Consider the following 19,597-nt stretch of genomic DNA (forward strand, 5'->3'; position numbering starts at 1 on the left):
ACTGGGAGCAGAAAGACCATGCCGTTGACTGGATGCTGCTGGCGGGGAATCTGAGCGAGTATTGCAGTATTGACGAGACTCAGATTTGCGGCGAGGTCTATGTGTTCCTGACCAGCAAGGCTGGCCACGGCATGAAGAAGACGCTTATAGCCTCGGTAAAGGGTACGAAGGCTGAGACGGTCAGCGCAATCCTGCTAAAAATCCCCAAGGAGGAGCGTGAGAAGGTCAGGGAGGTTACGATGGACTTCAGCGATTCAATGTACAGTATCGTAAAGACCTGCTTCCCCAATGCCACAATAGTCATTGACTGTTTCCATATCGTACAACGCCTTTGTGAGGCACTCGACGAGATGCGGCTCAGGTTCAAGCGCCTTGCCGTAACCAAGACCAAGAAGGAGGCCGCAGAGCACAACCAGCGTGAGGACGAGAAGGCAAGGAAGCGTAAGTACAACAGGGAGTGGTATGCCAGCCACAAGGCAAGCAAGAACGTCAAGGGCAAGAAGCGCGGAAGGAAGCGCATCCGCAAACGGAAGTTCAAACCGCAGACATTCTCCAACGGCGACACGAGGGTCGAGCTGTTGACAAGGGCAAGAACCATACTATACAAGTCTGGAGAGAAATGGGGCAAGAATCAGAAGACAAGGGCAAAGATATTGTTCGACAACTATGAGAAGCTCAGGGAGGGCTACTCTCTAATATGTAAGATAAGAAGCATCTTCCAGAAGAATATCACAAAGGGGCAGGCTAAGGGGGAACTGCACAGTTGGTATAAGGAAGTTGCCGATTGTACCATCCGTGAAATCAAATCTGCCAGAGACTGCATCAAGGCAAAGGAGGAAGAAGTCCTCAACTATTTTATAAACCGGCATACAAACGCTTCGGCTGAATCATTCAACTCCAAGATTAAAGGCTTTAAGGCTCAACTGCACGGAGTGGCTGACATCCCGTTCTTCATGTACCGTCTATGCACCATATTCGGCTAACGGAGCCATGCTCCAAACACGGAAGAATTAAACTGCGCCATCTTTTATGCTCGTACTGAGATTGTCAAGAATCTAATAATGAGGCTGTTGCGGTATGAGCTTTTAGAACAGGCGAACAAACATTACGGTTGTGCTATAGTCCATATTCTGCTCCTACGCCAACAGAATATACACCGCACAGGCGGCGAGCAACAGAGCCATGGTGCGGTCGAGGAACCGTGGATGGGCAGTGAAGAGGCTGTGCAGCTTGCTGCCTGCAAGCAGATAGACGAGGTTGGCACCGGGTCCCGCAATCTCGAGAAGGACGGCAACGACGAGCAGGTCGGTGAGACGGGTGGAGTAGGGCAGCACAAACGTTGTATAGGCCATAAGGTCGAAGAGGATAATCTTGGCATTAGTGAGCTGGACGATGATTCCCGAAAGGAACGTGCATGTCTTGTCCGTACCGGCAGCCGTGCCCGAGCTGCGGAATATCTGCCATGCAAGATAGAAGATGTAAGCGCAACCTATGTATTTGAGAATGACGACATAACGGCCCATCATCGTTCCTATCCAGTGGGTGATGAGGGCTGCCGTCACGGCGGCGATGGTGAATCCCGCCAACAGTCCTAACCACATGGCGAAAGCCTTCCTTACCCCATTGCGCATGGCACAGTGGAGGGAGAAGAGGTTGGCGGGTCCCGGAGTATAGCCAACTAAGAGGATGGCCATCATAAGGGAAGGAAGTAACGATAGTGGCATGGCTGAGATGATTTTTTCTGTTTGTATTTGGAGGAATTTGCTTCCGACGGTATCCGGACGTGTGGTTTTTCTCATTCTAATGTCCTTTCATGACCGGAATTCATCGGCAAAATTACAATAAATAACCGGCAGCGCAAAAGAAAAAAGTCTTTTCCGCCTCTCTAATGATGTGATGTCGGTAATAATGCTTACCTTTGTCGGCTGAAATATGAAGTCAGAGAATAAATCATCCATCTTCCAGCGCCCGTTGTGGGTTGCTGCGTTTGCCCTCACGGCCGCCATAGCGTGGGGATTTGCCTATCCCCTTATTAAGTTGGGCTATGCCGAGTTTGGGATAACACCCGTGATGACAGGCAGTAAGATGCTCTTTGCCGGCATCCGGTTTACCATCGCCGGCTTATTGGTGTTGGTCATGGCGCTGTCAACGCATAAGGACTTCCATGTCAGACGTTGTACCGACTGGTGGTATATTCTTCTCTTTTGCCTTGTCAACACCACCCTCCACTATACCTTTTTCTATATTGGTCTGTCGCATAGTGAAGGTTCCAGGGCTGCCATCCTCAATTCGCTGAGCGTATTCTCCGTGGTTATCATGGCCTGTGCCTTCTTCAAGAGCGACCGTATGACACTGCGGAAGGCCGTCGGCTGTGTTGTCGGCTTTGCCGGAATACTGTCGCTGAACTTAGGCGGTGCCGACAGCGGACAGTTCACCTGGCTCGGCGACGGTATGATTATCCTTAATGCCCTTTGTGGTGCTACGGCATCGCTGCTGATCCGCGGTCTCGGCCATCGGCTGAATGTTTTTGTCGGAACGGGCTACAGTTTGGCCATCGGTGGTGCAGTCCTCGTTGTGTGCGGACTCATCTTCGGCGGTACCCTGCCCCGTGTCTCGCCCTTGGGACTTCTCTGGCTCTTCCTGCTTATCTGCATCAGCACCTTAGGTTTCACGCTCTACAACAAGCTGCTCACCTGCAATCCCATTGGCAAGGTGGCCATCTACAACTCGCTGATACCCGTTGTCGGGGCCATCAGCTCCTGTCTCTGTCTCCATGAGACATTCTACTGGAAGTATGTCCTTGCCGGAACGCTGGCCACAGCAGGAATATATATCATCAATAAAGGCAAATAGCCGGAAGGTAGAGAGCTGTTAGGTGTGGGAATAGAGTCCTTTCTCGACTTGCGAATATCTGAAAATCACTAATCAGTGGAAGATATTTGGTGCATTATAGATACTGCTCCTTTTGGAAAATGGCATCCACATTTCTTTGCAGCCTTAATAGCGCCTGAGGCCGTAATCTGCCTTATCGGTGCAATCTGCATGCCGTGAGGCCAGCGAAGGTCAACAGGCCATTGAGCAGAAGCAGCTCGTAGCCGAACTTATAACCGGTCGTGGAGGCAACGATATTGTCGAGGAGGAAGCACAGCAGTGGTGAGGCGATGCAGATGAACGGCACCCGGCGGTCGTCGGTTTTCCACTTCGTTGTCAGTCCGAAGGCAAAGAGGCCGAGTAGAGGCCCGTAGGTGTAAGAACAGAGAATATATATCGCGTCGATAACACTTGTGCTGTTGAGAGCCTTGAACACGAGGATGAATACTATGAACAGCACGGCGATGCCAGCATGAGCCCGCTTCCGCAGTCGCTCATCGTCCTGCCGGCCAATGATGTCGATGCAGAAACTTGTCGTCAGGGCTGTCAGAGCCGAGTCGGCCGATGAGAATGCCGCCGCTACGATACCGATGGTAAACAACACCACAACACCGCTGCCCAACCTTCCTGATGCCGCGAACATCGGCAGGAGGTCGTCGCCCTGTGCCGGCAGAGCCATTCCTGAGCGGGCGGCAAGCATTGTCAGCAGGATGCCGAGGGCGAGGAACAGTAGGTTTACGGGCACAAAAGCGAATCCGTATGAGCACACATCCTTCTGCGCGTCGCGCAACGACTTGCATGTGAGGTTCTTCTGCATCATGTCCTGATCGAGACCAGTCATCACCACGGCAACGAATATTCCGCTGATGAACTGCTTCCAGAAGTTCTGTTTCGATATCCAGTCGTCGAAGACGAAAATGCGGCTGTGCTCATCAGCGGCTATGGCCTTGATGGCCTCACCCGTCGTCATGCCGAGTTGTCCCATCACATTGTATATAATCATCACGAGTGCCGCCAACATGCAGAATGTCTGGAAGGTATCGGTCCACACGAGGGCTTTTATCCCGCTGCGCTTGGTGTACAGCCATATCGCCGCCACCATCACGACGACGGTGAGGGGGAACGGGATGCCGAAACCGTCGAAGACAAATTTCTGTAGGATTATGCAGACGACATAGAATCTCACCGCTGCCCCCGTCATCTTCGATACGAGGAAGAATGACGCCCCCGTCTTGTACGACCGGACACCGAGGCGCAGACGCAGGTAAGAGTATATCGTCGTGAGATTCAGCTTATAGTATGTAGGCAGCAGGACAAGTCCGATGATAAAATATCCGAAAATGAACCCTATGCACATTTGCAGATACGTCATATCGGTGTGCAGTGTCATTCCCGGTACGCTGACGAATGTTATCCCGGAGATACTTGCCCCCACCATCCCGAAGGCCACCATGTACCATTTCGACTGTCGGCCGGCCCTGTAGAAAGTCTCGTTGTCCGACCTTCTTCCGGCCAGACGGCTGATGAAGAGCAGAACAGCAAAATAAATGATGATAGTTGTAAGGATGAGCATAACCGGTGCAAAGATACGACTTTTAAATCCGATGTCAAAGGTTTTGACGAGAATTTTCAGTTGTATGCCATGAACTATACCCCAAACTGTATGACTGTCGAGTATTATGCGGCTTTCTTCTTGGTTATTTCGCAAAAAAGCAGTACTTTTACAAGCAAATTCTTTCAACCTGTGAAACAAACTTCGAAAACCAATTGAGAAAATGAAATTAAACCGACTTATCGCCTCTGCCGTCATCTGTCTGGCAGCTTGGACCGCCGCCGTGGCTCAGACTCGCTCATGGACCGCCGACAACGGCAACGGCACCTTTACCAATCCCCTTTTCTATGATGAATTTTCCGACCCCGATATCCTGCGTGTCGGCGACGACTACTATCTCGCCGGTACCACCATGCACACCGTTCCCGGCGTAAATATCCTCCACTCCCGCGATCTCGTCAACTGGGAACAGTGGAGCTACTGTTTCGACCGCTTCGACTTTGCCGACCCTGCCTTCTCCTTGAAGGATGGCCGTGAGGTATATGGGCAGGGCATCTGGGCCCCTTGTATAAGGTATCATAACGGCAAGTTCTACGTCTTCACCAATGTCAACGGCAAGGGCCTCCAAGTGTTTGTAGCCGACGATGCCCGCGGGCCGTGGAAGCACATCAATATGAAAGGCAATATCTACGACCTCGGCGTGCTCTTCGACGACGACGGCAAGGTGTATGCCATTCACGGCTATGGCTCGGTGAAGTGCACCGAACTGAAGTCCGACCTCTCCGCTCCAATCGACTCTACCGAGCGTGTCGTCATTCCTGAGGGCAGCGGTGTCGGTGAGGGCCACCATATCTATAAGATTAATGGTATGTATTATATTATCTCCACCGACTACAAGCCCAACGGACGCACCCTTTGCAGCCGTTCGCGGAGCATCTGGGGACCTTACGAAACCGTTACCATCACCGCCGACGAGACCTACGGCTATCATGCCGCCCCTCTGACGCAGTGGAAAGGACGTATCGTTGCTGACGGCTCAAAATTCGTCATTCCGCCCGTCGACAGTAACGCTACGGCTTGTTCCAATGCCCATCAGGGCGGTATCGTCTCTACTCCCGACGGTCAGTGGTGGGCACTCTTCATGCAGGACTTCCACTCCATAGGCCGCACCGTCGACCTGATGCCTATCACCTGGACCGATGGCTGGCCGATGATAGGTCTTCCCGGCAACCTCGGACGTGCTCCCCGTACATGGCTGAAACCCCATGTAGCCGCGTCGACGATCGCCGCCTCCGTCACGCCTCATGCCCCCTATCAGCGCAGCGACGACTTCAACGGCAAGACCCTTGGCCGCATCTGGCAGTGGAATCATAATCCCGATGACCGCATGTGGAGTCTTACTGGCGGAAAACTGAAACTCAACACCATGCCCGCCCCGCAGCTGATGTGGGCCCGTAATACCCTGACCCAGCGCGTTATAGGTCCGCGGTCGACTGTCACCGTAGTACTCGATGCCTCACATCTTAAGGACGGTGATGTGGCCGGACTCGGCAATATCAACGTGCCGTGCTTATGGATAGGCATTGTCAGGGACGGCAGTAAAACCATTCTCCGCTGTTTCCAGCAGGTCGACAACGATACCCTCGATACCCCCGTCACCCTCACCAAGGGACGGCTATGGCTCCGTCTCGTAGGCGATTACGACCACGACCGCGCCCACTACGCCTATTCCCTCGACGGCCGCACCTTCACCGACTACGGCCGCGAGATGCGTCTGAGCTATCAGCTCTGCACCTTTCAGGGCTCGCGGGCCTCGCTGTTTGCTTTCAACCACAAAGGCCATAATGGCGGCTACGCCCTCTTCGACAACTTCACCGTCGACGAGCCTATGGCTGACCGCTCCGCCGACATCCCTTACGGCCGCACCTTCCGCATCATCAACCTCGCCACGGGGCGTCCTGCCATTGCCACGAAACACGGTGTGCTCTACGATTCAGCCCCCGACGACAACAGTCCGCTCACCCATTTCCGCCTTATTGACAGGGGTGGGGGACAGGTCTCACTCCAGTGTGAGGACGGCCGTTATGTCATGTGCAGCGGTATGGGCATTCCCGGCGATGTGCGTATGACCACCGACTCGGCGAAGGCCGAAGTGTTTATGTATCAGGACTATCTCAACCACGAGTTCATGCTCCTCAGCATGCGCAACCACCTGTATATCGGCAAGAGTCCGACGACGGGCAGCCCTTACTCTATGGACTATAAAGGCCCCGACCCCGCGCGCCGCAACGGTGCTGTGTTGAGGTGGGAATAACAGCTTATTAATGTTTCTAATCGTTTGAGAATCAACAGTATGGCAAAGAATATCAAAATAGATATAGTACCGGCTCGCCGCGAGCAGGCTGCCGCTGTGGCCTCGCTAATCATGGAGGCTATGGACTACGACTGCTGCCGTAATTTCGCCGGACCGGACCACACCCTCGACGACTTCCACCGCATGATGACAGCCCTCGTCGCTATGGACGACAGTCAGTATAGCTACCGCAACACTCTCGTAGCCATGGCTGGTTCCGATATCGCCGGTGCCATTGTCTGCTACGACGGTCGTGGCCTCCATCGTCTGCGCCGCCGGTTCATCGAGGCTGCCGCCGAATACCTCGGTCGCGACTTCTCGCAGATGGACGACGAGACCGGCCCCGGCGAATACTATGTCGACTCGCTCTGCGTGAAGGCCGAATACCGGCACCACGGCATCGCCACCCGTCTGCTCGCCGCTGCCGCTGCCGTCAAATACGAGCGTCACGAGCCCCTCGGACTGCTCGTCGACCACACCCACCCGTGGGCTCAGCGCCTTTATGAGCGTGTCGGTTTCAGAGTCGTTGGTGAGACCACATGGGGCGGCCATGCCATGCGCCACATGCAGAGTCCGTTGCGCTGTCCCGGTTTCCCCTCAGATCTGCTGTATATTCCCTATCACGACAACGAATGGGGCACTCCCGTCCACGACGACCGTGACCATTTCATGTACCTGCTCATGGAGTCGATGTCGTGCGGTTTGTCGTGGTTGATGATGCTCCGGCGTAGGGAGGTCTTTCGCGAGTGCTTTGCCGGCTTCGACGCTGCCGCTGTCGCCGCTTTCACGACCGCTGACGAGGAGCGTATAGCCGCTACGGAGAATATGATCCGTTCGCCACGGAAAATCCACGCCATGGTCACTAACGCCCGTGCCTTCACTGCCGTACAGAAGGAGTTCGGCTCCTTCGACCGTTATATATGGGGTTTCACCGGCGGCAAGTCGGTCGTCTATCCGTCGCATCAGCAACGGTGGATAACGCGCAACGCCCTCTCCGACCGCGTTGCCGCCGACCTCCGCAAGCGCGGATTCAAGTATGTGGGCTCGGTCATCGTCTACAGCCATTTGCAGGCCATAGGCATTATCAACGACCACCGCGAGTGCTGTTACCGCTATGCCGAGTTGCTACCTCACTGCAAAACTGTTGCCGACGACTATGCCGGCGAATGACAAATAACGTTGAAAAATCTATTGCACTATGGAACAGATACCTGCCGAATGGAATAAATTCATACTCAAGGACGTATCGTTTGTCAACCTTATGATGCGCCGGATATACAATGTGCTCATCGTTGCCAACCCCTATGATGCCTTCATGCTTGAGGACGACGGGCGCGTGGAGGAGAAAATCTACAACGAGTATATGGAACTCGGACTGCGCTATCCGCCGACGTTTACGCAGGTGAGCACCATTGAGGAGGCTGAGAAGGTGCTTGCCACCGTCGACATCGACCTTGTCATCTGTATGCCGGGTAATGCCGACAACGATGCCTTCGACGTGGCGCGGGCAGTGAAGATGAAATTTCCCGACATCCATTGCGTCGTCCTCACACCTTTCAGCCACGGTATCACGCGCCGTATTCAGGACGAGGACCTCAGCATTTTCGACTATGTCTTTTGCTGGCTTGGCAACACCAACCTTATCCTCTCGATAATCAAGCTCATCGAGGACCGCATGAATCTCGAGCACGACCTACGTGAGGGTGGGGTGCAGATGATTATTCTCGTCGAGGACTCCATTAGATTCTATTCCAGTATCCTGCCTAACCTCTACAACTATATCCTTAAACAGAGTAAGAATTTCTCGACCGAGGCCCTGAACCGCCATGCCGCCACGATGCGTATGCGGGGTCGTCCAAAGGTGGTGCTGGCCCGCACCTACGAGGAGGCTTGGGCGATGTATGAGAAGTATAAGGACAACTGTCTCGGCGTTATCAGTGATGTGCGGTTCCCTATCCACAACGTTGCAGCTAACGAACCCTATGCCGTCGGTGACCGCCGCTCGGAGGACAAGGACCCGCAGGCCGGTCTTAAGCTGCTGAAAGCCATAAGGAAAGAGGATGAGTACGTACCGCTGATCATGGAGAGCTCAGAGAGCGAGAACCGTCGTCAGGCTGAGGCCAATCACTTTCTCTTCGTCGACAAGAACTCGAAGAAAATCAGTGTCGACCTGAAGAAAATTCTTGAAGAGCACATGGGCTTCGGCGATTTCATCTTCCGTGACCCGAAAACCCACGAGGAGGTGCTCCGTATCCACAGTCTGAAGGAGCTCCAGGACAATATCTTCAAGATTCCTAACGACTCGATGCTCTACCATGTCAGCCGCAACCACGTCAGCCGCTGGCTCGCCGCCCGTGCCATCTTCCCCGTGTCGCGGTTCCTGAAGGATGTCACGTGGCACAAGCTCCACGATGTCGACATGCACAGGCAGATAATCTTCGATGCCATCGTCAAGTACCGTTGGATGAAAAACCAGGGTGTCGTGGCCGTCTTTGATAAGAAGAAATTCGACAAGTACGCCCATTTTGCGCGCATCGGCGACGGCTCCCTCGGTGGTAAGGGACGTGGTCTGGCCTTCCTCGACAATGTCATCAAGATGCACCCTGAGTTCAGCAACCTGCCCGGAGCCACGGTGCAGATTCCCAAGACCGTAGTCCTCTGCACCGACATCTTCGACAACTTCATGGAGCAGAACAACCTCTACCAGATTGCGCTCAGCGATGCAAGCGATGAGGATATCCTTGCCGCCTTCCTCAAGGCACAGTTGCCCGATTCCCTGATTGGCGACTTCTTCGCTTTCTTCGACGCCACGCAGAGTCCTATTGCCATACGGTCGTCGTCGCTCTTGGAAGATTCTCACTATCAGCCCTTTGCCGGAATCTACAACACCTATATGATTCCACGGCTCAACGACAAGTACGAGATGCTGCGGATGTTGGCTTGTGCCATCAAGGGTGTTTACGCCTCGGTGTTCTTCAGGGACTCGAAAGCGTATATGACGGCCACGAGCAACGTCATCGACCAGGAGAAGATGGCCGTCATTCTTCAGCAGGTCGTCGGCAAGCAGTATGGCGACAGGTTCTACCCCAATATCTCCGGTGTGCTGCGCTCGGTGAACTACTATCCCATCGGTGACGAGAAAGCCGACGAAGGTGTGGCCTCTTTGGCCGTGGGACTGGGCAAGTACATCGTCGATGGAGGACAGACGCTGAGAGTATGTCCTTACCATCCCGACCATGTCATGCAGATGAGCGAGACTGAGCTGGCCCTGCGCCAGACGCAGACGAGCTTCTATGCCCTCGATATGAAACGTGTGGGTGAGGATTTCCGGCCCGACGATGGATTCAATATCCTCAAACTCAAAGTTAAGGATGCCCTTGCCGACAATGCTCTTAACTATCTTGCGTCGACCTATCTGCCTGACGATCAGAGTATCTACGACGGTATCTATGAGGGTGGACGAAAGATAATATCCTTCTGCGGTGTGCTCCAGCAGGGCGTGTTCCCGCTGCCCGAGATTCTCCGGCTGTCGATGAAGTACGGTGCCGGGGCCATGCGGCGCCCCGTGGAGATAGAGTTTGCATGTAATCTCAACGCCGACCGCACCGGCGATTTCTACCTTCTGCAGATACGTCCTATCGTCGATGACAACCAGGAACTCGATGTCAATCTCCGCGAAATTCCCGACAGCGACTGTCTGCTGCGCTCCCACATGAGTCTCGGTCAGGGCATTGAGGAAGGTGTGAGCGATGTCGTATATGTCAAGACCGGCGACAACTTCAGCGCTTCCGACAATCCGCAGATAGCCATGGAGATAGAGAAGATCAACAGGAAATTCCTCGACAGCGGCACTGGCTACGTGCTCATTGGTCCCGGCCGCTGGGGAAGCAGCGACCCGTGGTTAGGCATTCCTGTGAAGTGGCCGCACATCTCGGCAGCGCGGCTCATCGTCGAGGAGGGTCTGAAGAACTACCGTGTGGACCCGAGTCAGGGTACCCACTTCTTCCAGAACCTCACGTCCTTCGGTGTGGGCTATTTCACCATCGATGCCTACCGTCACGAGGGCGTCTACCGCCGTGAGGTCCTCGATGCACTGCCTGCCGTTGAGGAAACCGACCATGTGCGCCACGTCAGATTCCCCCATCCGCTGAAAATCATGATGGACGGAAAGAAACAAGAGGGCGTGGTCATGACGGATGATGCGGAGGCCTGACGCTGATATCACTGATAGTCTAATGAATCTGCGCATTCTGCGTAATCTGAGAGAATAATTCCTCATACTGATGTTCTTGGGAATTTCTCTCTCTCGCAGATTACGCAGATTCGTTGTGCCCGTTTGTTGCTGAGGCTCAACCCTACTATTGTGCACCCTTCCAACGTGTTTATCAGCAGCGTCAGTGATGCAGGCTGCAATGCACCTGCATTTTATATGGCGACTTCGGACATCTAAGGGGCTACTCTGCCGAGATGCCGACCATCTTGCTTTGATACTTGTCTATCGCCTCAGAGAGAGCTGCGTTGATGGCGTACGAGCTGTCGTCGGAAGAAGTGAATGTCCACTTGAAGTCGCCTTTGCCCAGACGGCCTGCTCCCGTCCATCCCGTGACCACAGCAGGCACCTGAGTGGCTGCATCGGGATTGTAAGTGTACATCAGTGAGCTGTTGGTATCGAAATTGTTATATGTCGTGCCGCCCACGAGCGTCTTCACACTTCCGGGCACCTGCTCGTCGCGCGATGCCACCTCGTAGCAGTCGAAACTCGTTGCGCTTTCATTCTGCGTGATTGGTGTGTAGTTTGAGCTTGTGCCTTTGTCAGCATAGACATTACCATAGCTCTTGATCATTCCGCCCGTCTCGCCAGAGAAGGTGCCGTTGCCCTTTGCATCCGTACCCTGCTGAGAGATGAGCATGGGGTCCTTCGTGGCGCGGAAGTAGTTTCTTTCCACAAAGACACTCGATCCCGTCGTGGCACCCACACCATACTTTGCGCATCCGTCGTAATAGTTGTTCCATACGTGCACACTCATCGTACGCACACGAGGATGGCGCGAGTCGCTGTGGTCAAACCAGTTGTGATGATAGTCGATATAATTCGGTCCTGCCTCACTCTTCATGCCGCAGAGCGACGACTTACCACTGTCGAAATAGTGATTGTAAGCTACGGTGATATATTGTGAGTCGTCTTTGATGTCCGTGGTTCCGTCGCCTTTCGCCTGATCGGCGTCGCTTCCTTTCTGTCCATAGAAGAAGTCGAGGTGATGTACCCAAATGAATTTGTTGTCTGTATCTAACGACACGCAGTCGTCCATACAGCGCATGATGGCGAAGTTGCGCAGTTCCACATTGGCCGCATTTCTCACCAGCAAACCGAAACCGCGCAATGTTGCATCGTCGCCAATGCCTTCCAAGGTGATATAGAGATTGCTGTAGGCATTCTTACCCTTGATCTGCAAACCCTCAGAGGAAGAGGAGATAGCGTCGAGGTCATCTTTCTCCACCAGTCCAATGAAACGCACGTCGAGGGGCCGCGTCTCATATCCTTTCTGGTAAGCGTTGATGATGGACTGCAATCCTGTACACGTAGTGACGTTAGTGGCCTTGGATCCTGTCTTGACATCGCAGGTCACGGTCTTGGCTGTCTGTGCCGTGACGTAGATGATGCGTGCGTCGGATTTCAGCGTTCCGTTGTCGTTATATGCGCCAACGCCCTTGTTGTTGAGATGGGCAAAGCCCGAACGGTCGTAGTTCTGCACCGCCATGGCCGTAGCCTCGTTGGCGTTAGCCTCTATCTCCTTGCCTTTGCTCACCGGCACCACCTTCATGTCGTAGCTTCCGGCCCTGAGCCCCACCATGTCAGCACGATAGGTCTCGCCATAGCTGCGCACGAGCATGGAGTCGATGCGTGTGTAGGATGCGAAGTTTCCACCTTTTATATATACGTGATAGAGCGTGTAACCGCCAAACCTCTTAAATTTCACGTACGCCGACTCCAGCCAGCCCTTCGCCTCGGTGATCTCCACCTTGCCGTCCTCGTTATTTACGTTCCCATTAGTGTTGCTACCCGAAGCTTTGGCGAATGTCACGTTCTTTGGCGTATAGTAGATGTCCTGCCAGTCTGAGCCGCGAACATACAGCGTGTCTTCGTCAATGGCAATCTTGGCAATGTCAGCGGTATTGTAGTATTTCAGACTGCCGTTGCTGTTGGTTATCAGCGCCTGATTTGTCTGACTGTCAAAGGCCACGGCATGGTCAGCGATGTCGGCTTTCGTGCCAATAGCAGTGCCGCCATTCTCCGTCACCGTGATAGAGAAGAGGTATACGCTTCCGATAGTGGTTATCGTCACGTCGCCGTCGGCGGTCACCGTGGCCGAAAAGTCTTCTCCAGTGTTAGAGCTGCTTGAGAAAGTCGTTTCGCTGAGGTTGGTCAGCTTCAACGATCGTTCTGTGCCTTTCGACGACGAGCCGAAGTTCACCTTTACCGTAGCTCCGGCAGTGAGATTCGGTATGCGCACCATAATGCCCGCGCCGTTCAGACCTAACCGCTTGTTCACGTCAATACGGATTGCGTCTTTTGCGGTAGCCGTAAAATAGAGTCCTGATGTTACAGTCAACGTCTGGCCGTTGGCAGTGAGTTGTGCGTCGGCAATGGCCTTGCTGTTGGCATAGCGGTTGTTCTTTGTCGTGTAAGTCCAATTGGTTCCGTCAGCCTTCAGGGCAGCCTCGTCTGTTGATGGCGTGGAAGTAAAGTTCCAGGAAGCGTCTGCCCATGCCCAGTTAGGGAGCAACAGGATGGCGAACAGCAGTAACAACGTATTGAGTCTTTTCATCATCTGTTCCTTCTTATTTCTTTATTTCCTTTTTACCGTTAATGATATAGATGCCCTTAGGAAGCTTGTTCTTGTCCTTGCCCATATACTGACCTGAGATCGAATAGATGCGGTCGTCGGCAGGGTGTTGCGCATCTTTGCTAACAGCTTTGATACCTGTCGCAGTACCGAAAGCGATGTTCACGGTTGACATGTCAGCCGTCTGCGTAGTGCCGTCAGTAAAGGATAGTGCCACGTCAGTGCCGCTGAAGGTTATCTCCTTCACGGTCTTGTTCACAGTAGTGCCGTTGACAGAGACGGTCTGTCCACTGTCTGCCAACACCGCTAAGGGTATGGCAATCAAGGCCATAGTAGTAGTTAGTTGTTTCTTCATATAGTTGTACTAATTTATGCTAAGGCGTAAAAAGCTAAAGCCGCCAGTAGCTGTTGTCAGTAATTTGTTACTTCTTTCTTTCTGTGGGTATTATTGCAAAATCTCCAGAGCGCGCTCAGCCATAAGCCAATGCCGACTGAGCCTCAGTCCAAGTTTCGGCTTATATCATCATAACGCTACAAAGATATACTTTTTGAGTTAAATCTCCAAGCGTTTATTGGATTTTTTACTTTAAAGTGAGTATTTCTAACTTTTTGCCATCGAAAGATGTTCTGCAACATCTGTTTTGCTTATAGGCGCTAATCAAAGACCCTTTGCTTATGTTTGCACACGTCTTTCGACACGGTTAGATGTTTACAGAAACCTCTATGTGCTGCCCGCGAGTTCATCCGAATTTATAATTGATATTTTGTGTTCTTCACGATTTCTTAATGCAAAGATACAAAATTTTTAAGCCGAATGCAAGTTTTCCGCCGATTATTTTTTCTGCTTGTTTCTAACGGTCTGAGACAATGAAAGATACAGTCGAGCCAAAAATGTTGACGGATGGTAAAAAATAGCATAGAGCATCTGCGAATTCTCTCACTCTGATATTCTTGCAATTTTCTCTCTCGCAGATTACGCAGATCCAATAGCTGACAAGCGGCACAGTGAGGTTTCATGGGTCTGTCTTTATAGCCGTCCGGTCGGTCGCAAGACCGAATCTCTGCTTTTTTGGATGACCCCTAATCTGTTTGTTCGCAAGCCGCGACATATAATAATGTGGCTATTCGTTTGCCAAAAGGGAGATGCAGATTTTCGGTCTTGCGACCGAATATCTTTTTTTCTGACGACCCCTAATCCTACCACGCAAGCCGCAACATGTAATAAAGTGGCCATTCGTTTGCCAAAAGGGAGATACAGATATTCGGTCTTACGACCGACCGGACGGCCCCTAACCCTGCCTACCCGCCCCTGCAAGTGGTTAGGTGCAGCTTATAATCTCTCTCGCAAAGCCGCAAAGACCGCAAAGTTTCCGCGAAAGAATCTTTTTGTTCCTTGGCGTGTCCTTTGCGGTCTTTGCGGCTTTGCGAGGGAATTTTCCTCTCTGCCACTGCCAGCCCCGACGGGGCTGAATCGTCGGTAACCCCGGACTAAGCGAGCGATAGCGAGTGCAGTCCGGGGAAGAAAGATGCAGACCGCTATACATTCAGTGCCTCGAAGACGCACAATAGCACGTTGTGCGCAAAGCTCTGATGCAGTGATGATTATGCGCGTACCGCTATTCAACCTCTTCGAGGCTGGTCTTGGATTTATTTTGTCGTTTACTACCCCAGACTGCGGTCGCTGCGCTCCCTTAGTCTGGGGTTAATGAGGATTAAGCCCCGTCGGGGCTTTCAGTTGGCAGAGAAAATGACCTAAGTGCATTAGGGTGTGAACCGTCAAATAACCAAGTAAATTTCCGTCAAATTGCCAAGTGGATTTCCGTCAAATTGCCAAGTAGAATTCCGTCAAATGACCAAGTACATATGCCTATTGTAGACCAGACGGTGTGCTTGTTGTGCTGTTGAGTTGTTTGAAAGAGTGAATGTTAAATCAGTGAGACGACAATTTGCAGTGAATCTGCGTGTTCTATCTTTACAAGTCATCTCGGGACAATCGCTTGAAACCGACGGGCGATGATTGTGGACTCTAATCCGTGATTGAATATGCGTAATCTATCTTTACAATTCATCGTCGGAGAATCGCTTGAAGTTGACGGACGATGAATTAGTGGTCAAATACGTGATTTTTGAGAGTTTTGCTAATACGTTGATAATCAGGAAGTTCTTTTTTATTGACATCTTGCTTAGACCAAAAACAACACAGAAAGGTAGGTTTTGTGGTGGCAAAAGCTACCTTTCTGCGTTGCGAAAAGGACCAAACTGCGTTGCGAAACGGACCTTATTGCAATGCGAAACGGACCTTATTGCAATTTGAAAGCGTTTTTACGGCATTTTTGTCCGATATTTTCCGTCTTGCTGATTCTATTTCATTGAAATTCTGAGACGTGAAAATTGGCAAAAAATATTTACTTTCCTACATTCTGCTGCCATCCCGTCAGCGAACTGATGAAGGGTGTCAGCTCGTCGGCCATCTTCTGTTGCTGGCGGTAGCTGGGGTGGTAGCTTGCGCCATAGCCGAGGTCGCCGGTCTGGGGTGTGAAGTCGAAGCGATAGACATTCTTGTCGCCGTGCTTGCGACTTTCCTTCTGTAGCTTGTCGAGGACGGCCTTCTCGATGCTGTTCTCCTTCTCACCGAGCATCGGACCGGAGAGGAGAATGATCTTCGCCTTGGGGTAGACGCCACGCACCTGGGCAAGAAACTTGCGGTAGGCCTGCTCGTAGAGGGAAGCGTCGTAGTTGTCGGTCGAGAAGTCGTTGGTGCCGAGGTTGATGCACACCACGTCGGGCTGCCAGCGGCTGTAGTCCCAGTGGCGGGTGCTGTCGGCGAAGAGCGTGTTGCGGAACTCCTGCGGCATGCAGTCGCGGCTGCCCGTGCGCACGTCGCCATAATTGCGGTAGACACCGATGCCACTGCGCGATATCGACGTGTGGATGGCACCGAGGGCATCGCTGACGCGGCTGGCGTAGCTGTAGAAGTGGTTCTCGGTGGCATACTCGAAGGGTGCTGTCTTCTCCGTACTCTCCACACCGTAGGCGCAGGTTATGCTGTTGCCGATGAACTCGATGCGGCGGTCGGGGAGTGCTGTGGGCCGGAGGATGTCGCACTCGTTGTCGAGGACGAAGCCCCAGAATTCCGGATGCGTGTCGAGACCTTCCATGGCGTATGCTATCCTCACGCTGTGGCGGCCGTCGCGGAGGGCCGTGGCGAGTGTTACCACCGAGTCGGCCGGACAGTTGAGGCTCACCTTGAAGGCCTCACAGCTGTCGATGCTCACCATGAAGTAGCCGCTCATGGGGCGGGCAATCATCTTCAGTGATGTGCCCTCGAAGTTGGCGCGGATTTCCGTGCCGGGGAAGTTGAATGCCGGACGTTGGGGATTGGTGAAGTCGACACGTCCGACGTACTGTATGCCGGGGTCGTCGGCATTGATGACATGGCCGCTGACGGGAATCGTAGGACCGGCTTTGATGCCGGTGGCGAGGGCGATGGCAAGGATTGTTGCGAAGAGTTTGGATTTCATTGTTGTTATGACTGTTGTTATTTTTGTTAGTTAATATTTTGCAAATGTAGACAAAATAGTCGGGAATGGCAAAAAATATGTTACCTTTGTGACTAAAAATTATTTTGGCTTATGACATTTTACGAACAGACTTCCGACAGCTGCAAACGGCGGTTGTCGGCTCTCCGATCCCGTGGCCGCCTCTTTGTGGCCGGTGAGATACTGACTTTCATCCTCTTCATCGGTGCCATTGCCCTCTATGCCAGCGGCATCGCGCAGACCGCCACGGCCGTTGCCGGTCTCCTGCTCGTGGCGGGCTACGTGCTGACGAGGCGTGCCGATGCCCGTAACGACCGTGAAATCAGTCGCTTGGAGGATGTCGCTGCGGTGTGCGAGAAGGAACTACGCTACAAGCAGGGCATCTTCGACGATTTCGACGACGGCAGCCGTTATGCCGATGCCCGGCATCCTTTCACCTTCGACCTCGACATCTTCGGCCACGGGGGACTCTACCAGCGTGTGTGCAGGACGGTGACGACGGGTGGTGCCGATGCCTTGGCGGCCGCGCTGAGCCTCTCCGACTGTTTCCACGACGGTCGCCGTGAGGCCATACGGAGGCTGTCGGACAATGTCCAACTGCTCACTGACTTCAAACGGTGGGGACAGCGTCGCCGTGCCGATACCGCCGCCGTAGGCAAGGCTTTCGCCGCCATGCATGACGTGCGGCTGCCACGGTGGGCACGGAGCAAGGCCGTCGGGGTGGCGGTAAGGGTGTATACGGTGGTCTTCATCTGCGCCCTTGTGGCCTGCATTTTTACGCAAGAGCACCTTATGGAGATGACATGGTGGTGCCTTGTCAACTTCTTCGCCGTATACTATCTGTGTTCGAGGAGTATGAAAACGATGACCGACACCATCGGCGGACTCGTCAAGCAGCTCGGAGTGTATGTGGAACTCGTGCGGATAGTGGAGAATCTCGACAGTGATGAGCCCGTCCTTGCCGACCTCCGCGGTCGTGTGGCCGGAGCGGGGGAGTCGCTGCGGCAGCTCGACGACATCCTTCAGAAACTCGAAAGCCGTGGAAATATCCTCGGACTCATCATCTTCGACATGCTCTTTGCGTGGGATATGCGCATTGTCGGCGACTTTGCCAAGTGGCAGCAGCGCCATTCCGACGATTTCGACGTGTGGATACGTACTGTCAGCGAGTTCGACATGCTCGTCTCCATGGCCACTTTCCGTTATAACGAGGCCGCAATCGTCAGCGATGCCGTTGTCGTCGACTCCGACAAGGTGGTCTATGAGGCCCGCGGACTGTTCCATCCGTTCCTCGGCAGTGGTGCCGTGCGCAACGATTTCAGTATCGCCGACCGCAATTTCTACATCGTTACCGGCGCGAATATGGCCGGAAAGAGTACCTTTCTACGCAGTCTCGGCGTCAACTACGTGTTGGCAATGAACGGTATGCCGGTATTTGCTAATAAGTTGACGGTGAGTAGGTTCAGCTTGTTCACGTCGATGCGCACCACCGATGACCTCACCCACGGCATCTCATACTTCAACGCCGAGCTGCTGCGCCTGCGCCAGATTATCGACTCGCTGAAGGAGGACGGGGCCAATGACGGCAGCGGAAAGAACGGAAACGGGACATCGGGCGGTCATTTGATAATCCTCGACGAGATACTGAAGGGAACGAACTCGGAGGATAAACTCTCCGGCTCGCGGATGTTCCTCGAATATGTGGCCGGGAAGAATGTCACCGGTGTCATTGCCACTCACGACCTGAAGCTCTCAGCTATGGCTGAAGAACAGCCCGAGAGGTTCCATAACTACTGCTTCGAGATAGCCTTGGGCACCGACGTCACATATTCTTATAAGATTACGCCCGGTGTGGCGAGAAATCAGAACGCTACGTTCCTGCTGAAAAATATTTTGAAAGAAAATTAGCCTTGGACTGTCACAAAACGGCCATTGCAGCGTAATACTGATGAGCAACACGAAAAAGGAATGACTGACATCGAGTTTCAATCAGAGGCCGAACGGCTCTTGCCACGGCTGAAAGCGATGGCGCGCCGGTATGTGCAGGATGATGATGCCGCCGACGTGGCCCAGGATGTCGTCGTCAGATTGTGGGAGCTGCGCGCCGACCTGCACCGTCCCGTCGACGCCTTGGCTTTCACCCTTGTCCGCAATGTGAGTGTGACGATGCTCAGACGGTCGCACCACAACGTGGCTCTCGAGGGCCATGATGCTGCTGAGGTGCCCACCGACGATATGCGTATAGACCTGATGATGAGGCTCATAGACCGGCTGACACCGATGCAGCAGCTTGTCATACGTCTCCGCCACATCGGCGGTGAGGAGATGGCCGATATCGCCGCGATGACGGGAATGAGCGAGGTGGCGGTGAGGAAGTGCCTCAGCAGAGGTCGCCAGGCCCTGCGAAAAATGATGATGGAGGAAATGAAACGATGAT

The 19,597-nt window shown here is 53.3% G+C and carries 12 protein-coding genes; 7 read left to right on the top strand and 5 right to left on the bottom strand.

Features of this window, described 5'->3' with window-relative positions:
- Positions 1-32 precede the first annotated feature (32 nt).
- Entirely contained in the window at positions 33-983 is a 951-nt protein-coding gene (locus tag LDN30_RS03405) for a transposase (RefSeq protein ID WP_223925535.1), read from the top strand.
- A 153-nt stretch (positions 984-1,136) separates the two neighbouring features.
- Here the strand turns inward: LDN30_RS03405 and LDN30_RS03410 are convergent, their stop codons facing one another.
- Complete coding sequence (locus LDN30_RS03410; protein ID WP_223925414.1) at positions 1,137-1,799, bottom strand: LysE family translocator; 663 nt, start codon at positions 1,797-1,799, stop codon at positions 1,137-1,139.
- Between the two features lie 133 nt (positions 1,800-1,932).
- Here LDN30_RS03410 and LDN30_RS03415 point away from each other — a divergent pair, with 133 nt between their 5' ends.
- On the top strand, positions 1,933-2,853 hold the full coding sequence (locus LDN30_RS03415; protein WP_223925416.1) for a DMT family transporter: 921 nt from the start codon (positions 1,933-1,935) through the stop codon (positions 2,851-2,853).
- Positions 2,854-3,025: 172 nt separating this feature from the next.
- Here the strand turns inward: LDN30_RS03415 and LDN30_RS03420 are convergent, their stop codons facing one another.
- Positions 3,026-4,444, bottom strand: a complete 1,419-nt coding sequence (locus LDN30_RS03420; protein ID WP_223926915.1) for a sodium:solute symporter — start codon at positions 4,442-4,444, stop codon at positions 3,026-3,028.
- A 202-nt stretch (positions 4,445-4,646) separates the two neighbouring features.
- Between LDN30_RS03420 and LDN30_RS03425 the strand changes: the two genes are divergently transcribed.
- The 3 genes from LDN30_RS03425 to LDN30_RS03440 are packed head-to-tail and all read left to right on the top strand — an operon-like array spanning position 4,647 to position 10,989.
- The gene (locus LDN30_RS03425) at positions 4,647-6,737 is read left to right on the top strand and encodes a glycoside hydrolase family 43 protein (protein WP_223925418.1); all 2,091 of its coding nucleotides are present in this window, start codon (positions 4,647-4,649) and stop codon (positions 6,735-6,737) included.
- 39 nt (positions 6,738-6,776) lie between these two features.
- The gene (locus LDN30_RS16500; protein ID WP_373316508.1) at positions 6,777-7,946 is read left to right on the top strand and encodes a GNAT family N-acetyltransferase; all 1,170 of its coding nucleotides are present in this window, start codon (positions 6,777-6,779) and stop codon (positions 7,944-7,946) included.
- Between the two features lie 28 nt (positions 7,947-7,974).
- Entirely contained in the window at positions 7,975-10,989 is a 3,015-nt protein-coding gene (locus LDN30_RS03440; RefSeq protein ID WP_223925420.1) for a PEP/pyruvate-binding domain-containing protein, read from the top strand.
- A 241-nt stretch (positions 10,990-11,230) separates the two neighbouring features.
- Here LDN30_RS03440 and LDN30_RS03445 read toward each other — a convergent pair whose 3' ends face one another.
- The 3 genes from LDN30_RS03445 to LDN30_RS03455 form a co-directional block, all read right to left on the bottom strand.
- Entirely contained in the window at positions 11,231-13,606 is a 2,376-nt protein-coding gene (locus tag LDN30_RS03445; protein ID WP_306421502.1) for a pectate lyase family protein, read from the bottom strand.
- A 10-nt stretch (positions 13,607-13,616) separates the two neighbouring features.
- Positions 13,617-13,976 (bottom strand): subtilase, encoded by a 360-nt coding sequence (locus LDN30_RS03450; protein WP_223928735.1) that lies wholly within the window; start codon positions 13,974-13,976, stop codon positions 13,617-13,619.
- 2,050 nt (positions 13,977-16,026) lie between these two features.
- Positions 16,027-17,142, bottom strand: coding sequence for an SGNH/GDSL hydrolase family protein (locus tag LDN30_RS03455; RefSeq protein WP_223925424.1), 1,116 nt, complete (start codon positions 17,140-17,142; stop codon positions 16,027-16,029).
- A 111-nt stretch (positions 17,143-17,253) separates the two neighbouring features.
- On the opposite strand from LDN30_RS03455, the gene LDN30_RS03460 reads away from it, so the two are divergent.
- Positions 17,254-19,068 carry a MutS-related protein gene (locus LDN30_RS03460; protein WP_223928736.1) on the top strand — a complete coding sequence of 605 codons (1,815 nt, stop codon included), beginning with the start codon at positions 17,254-17,256 and terminating at the stop codon, positions 19,066-19,068.
- 60 nt (positions 19,069-19,128) lie between these two features.
- Positions 19,129-19,596 carry an RNA polymerase sigma factor gene (locus LDN30_RS03465; RefSeq protein ID WP_223925428.1) on the top strand — a complete coding sequence of 156 codons (468 nt, stop codon included), beginning with the start codon at positions 19,129-19,131 and terminating at the stop codon, positions 19,594-19,596.
- The last annotated feature ends 1 nt before the right edge of the window (position 19,597 follow it).

It is taken from the genome of Prevotella lacticifex (assembly GCF_019973375.1).
GTDB lineage: Bacteria > Bacteroidota > Bacteroidia > Bacteroidales > Bacteroidaceae > Prevotella > Prevotella lacticifex.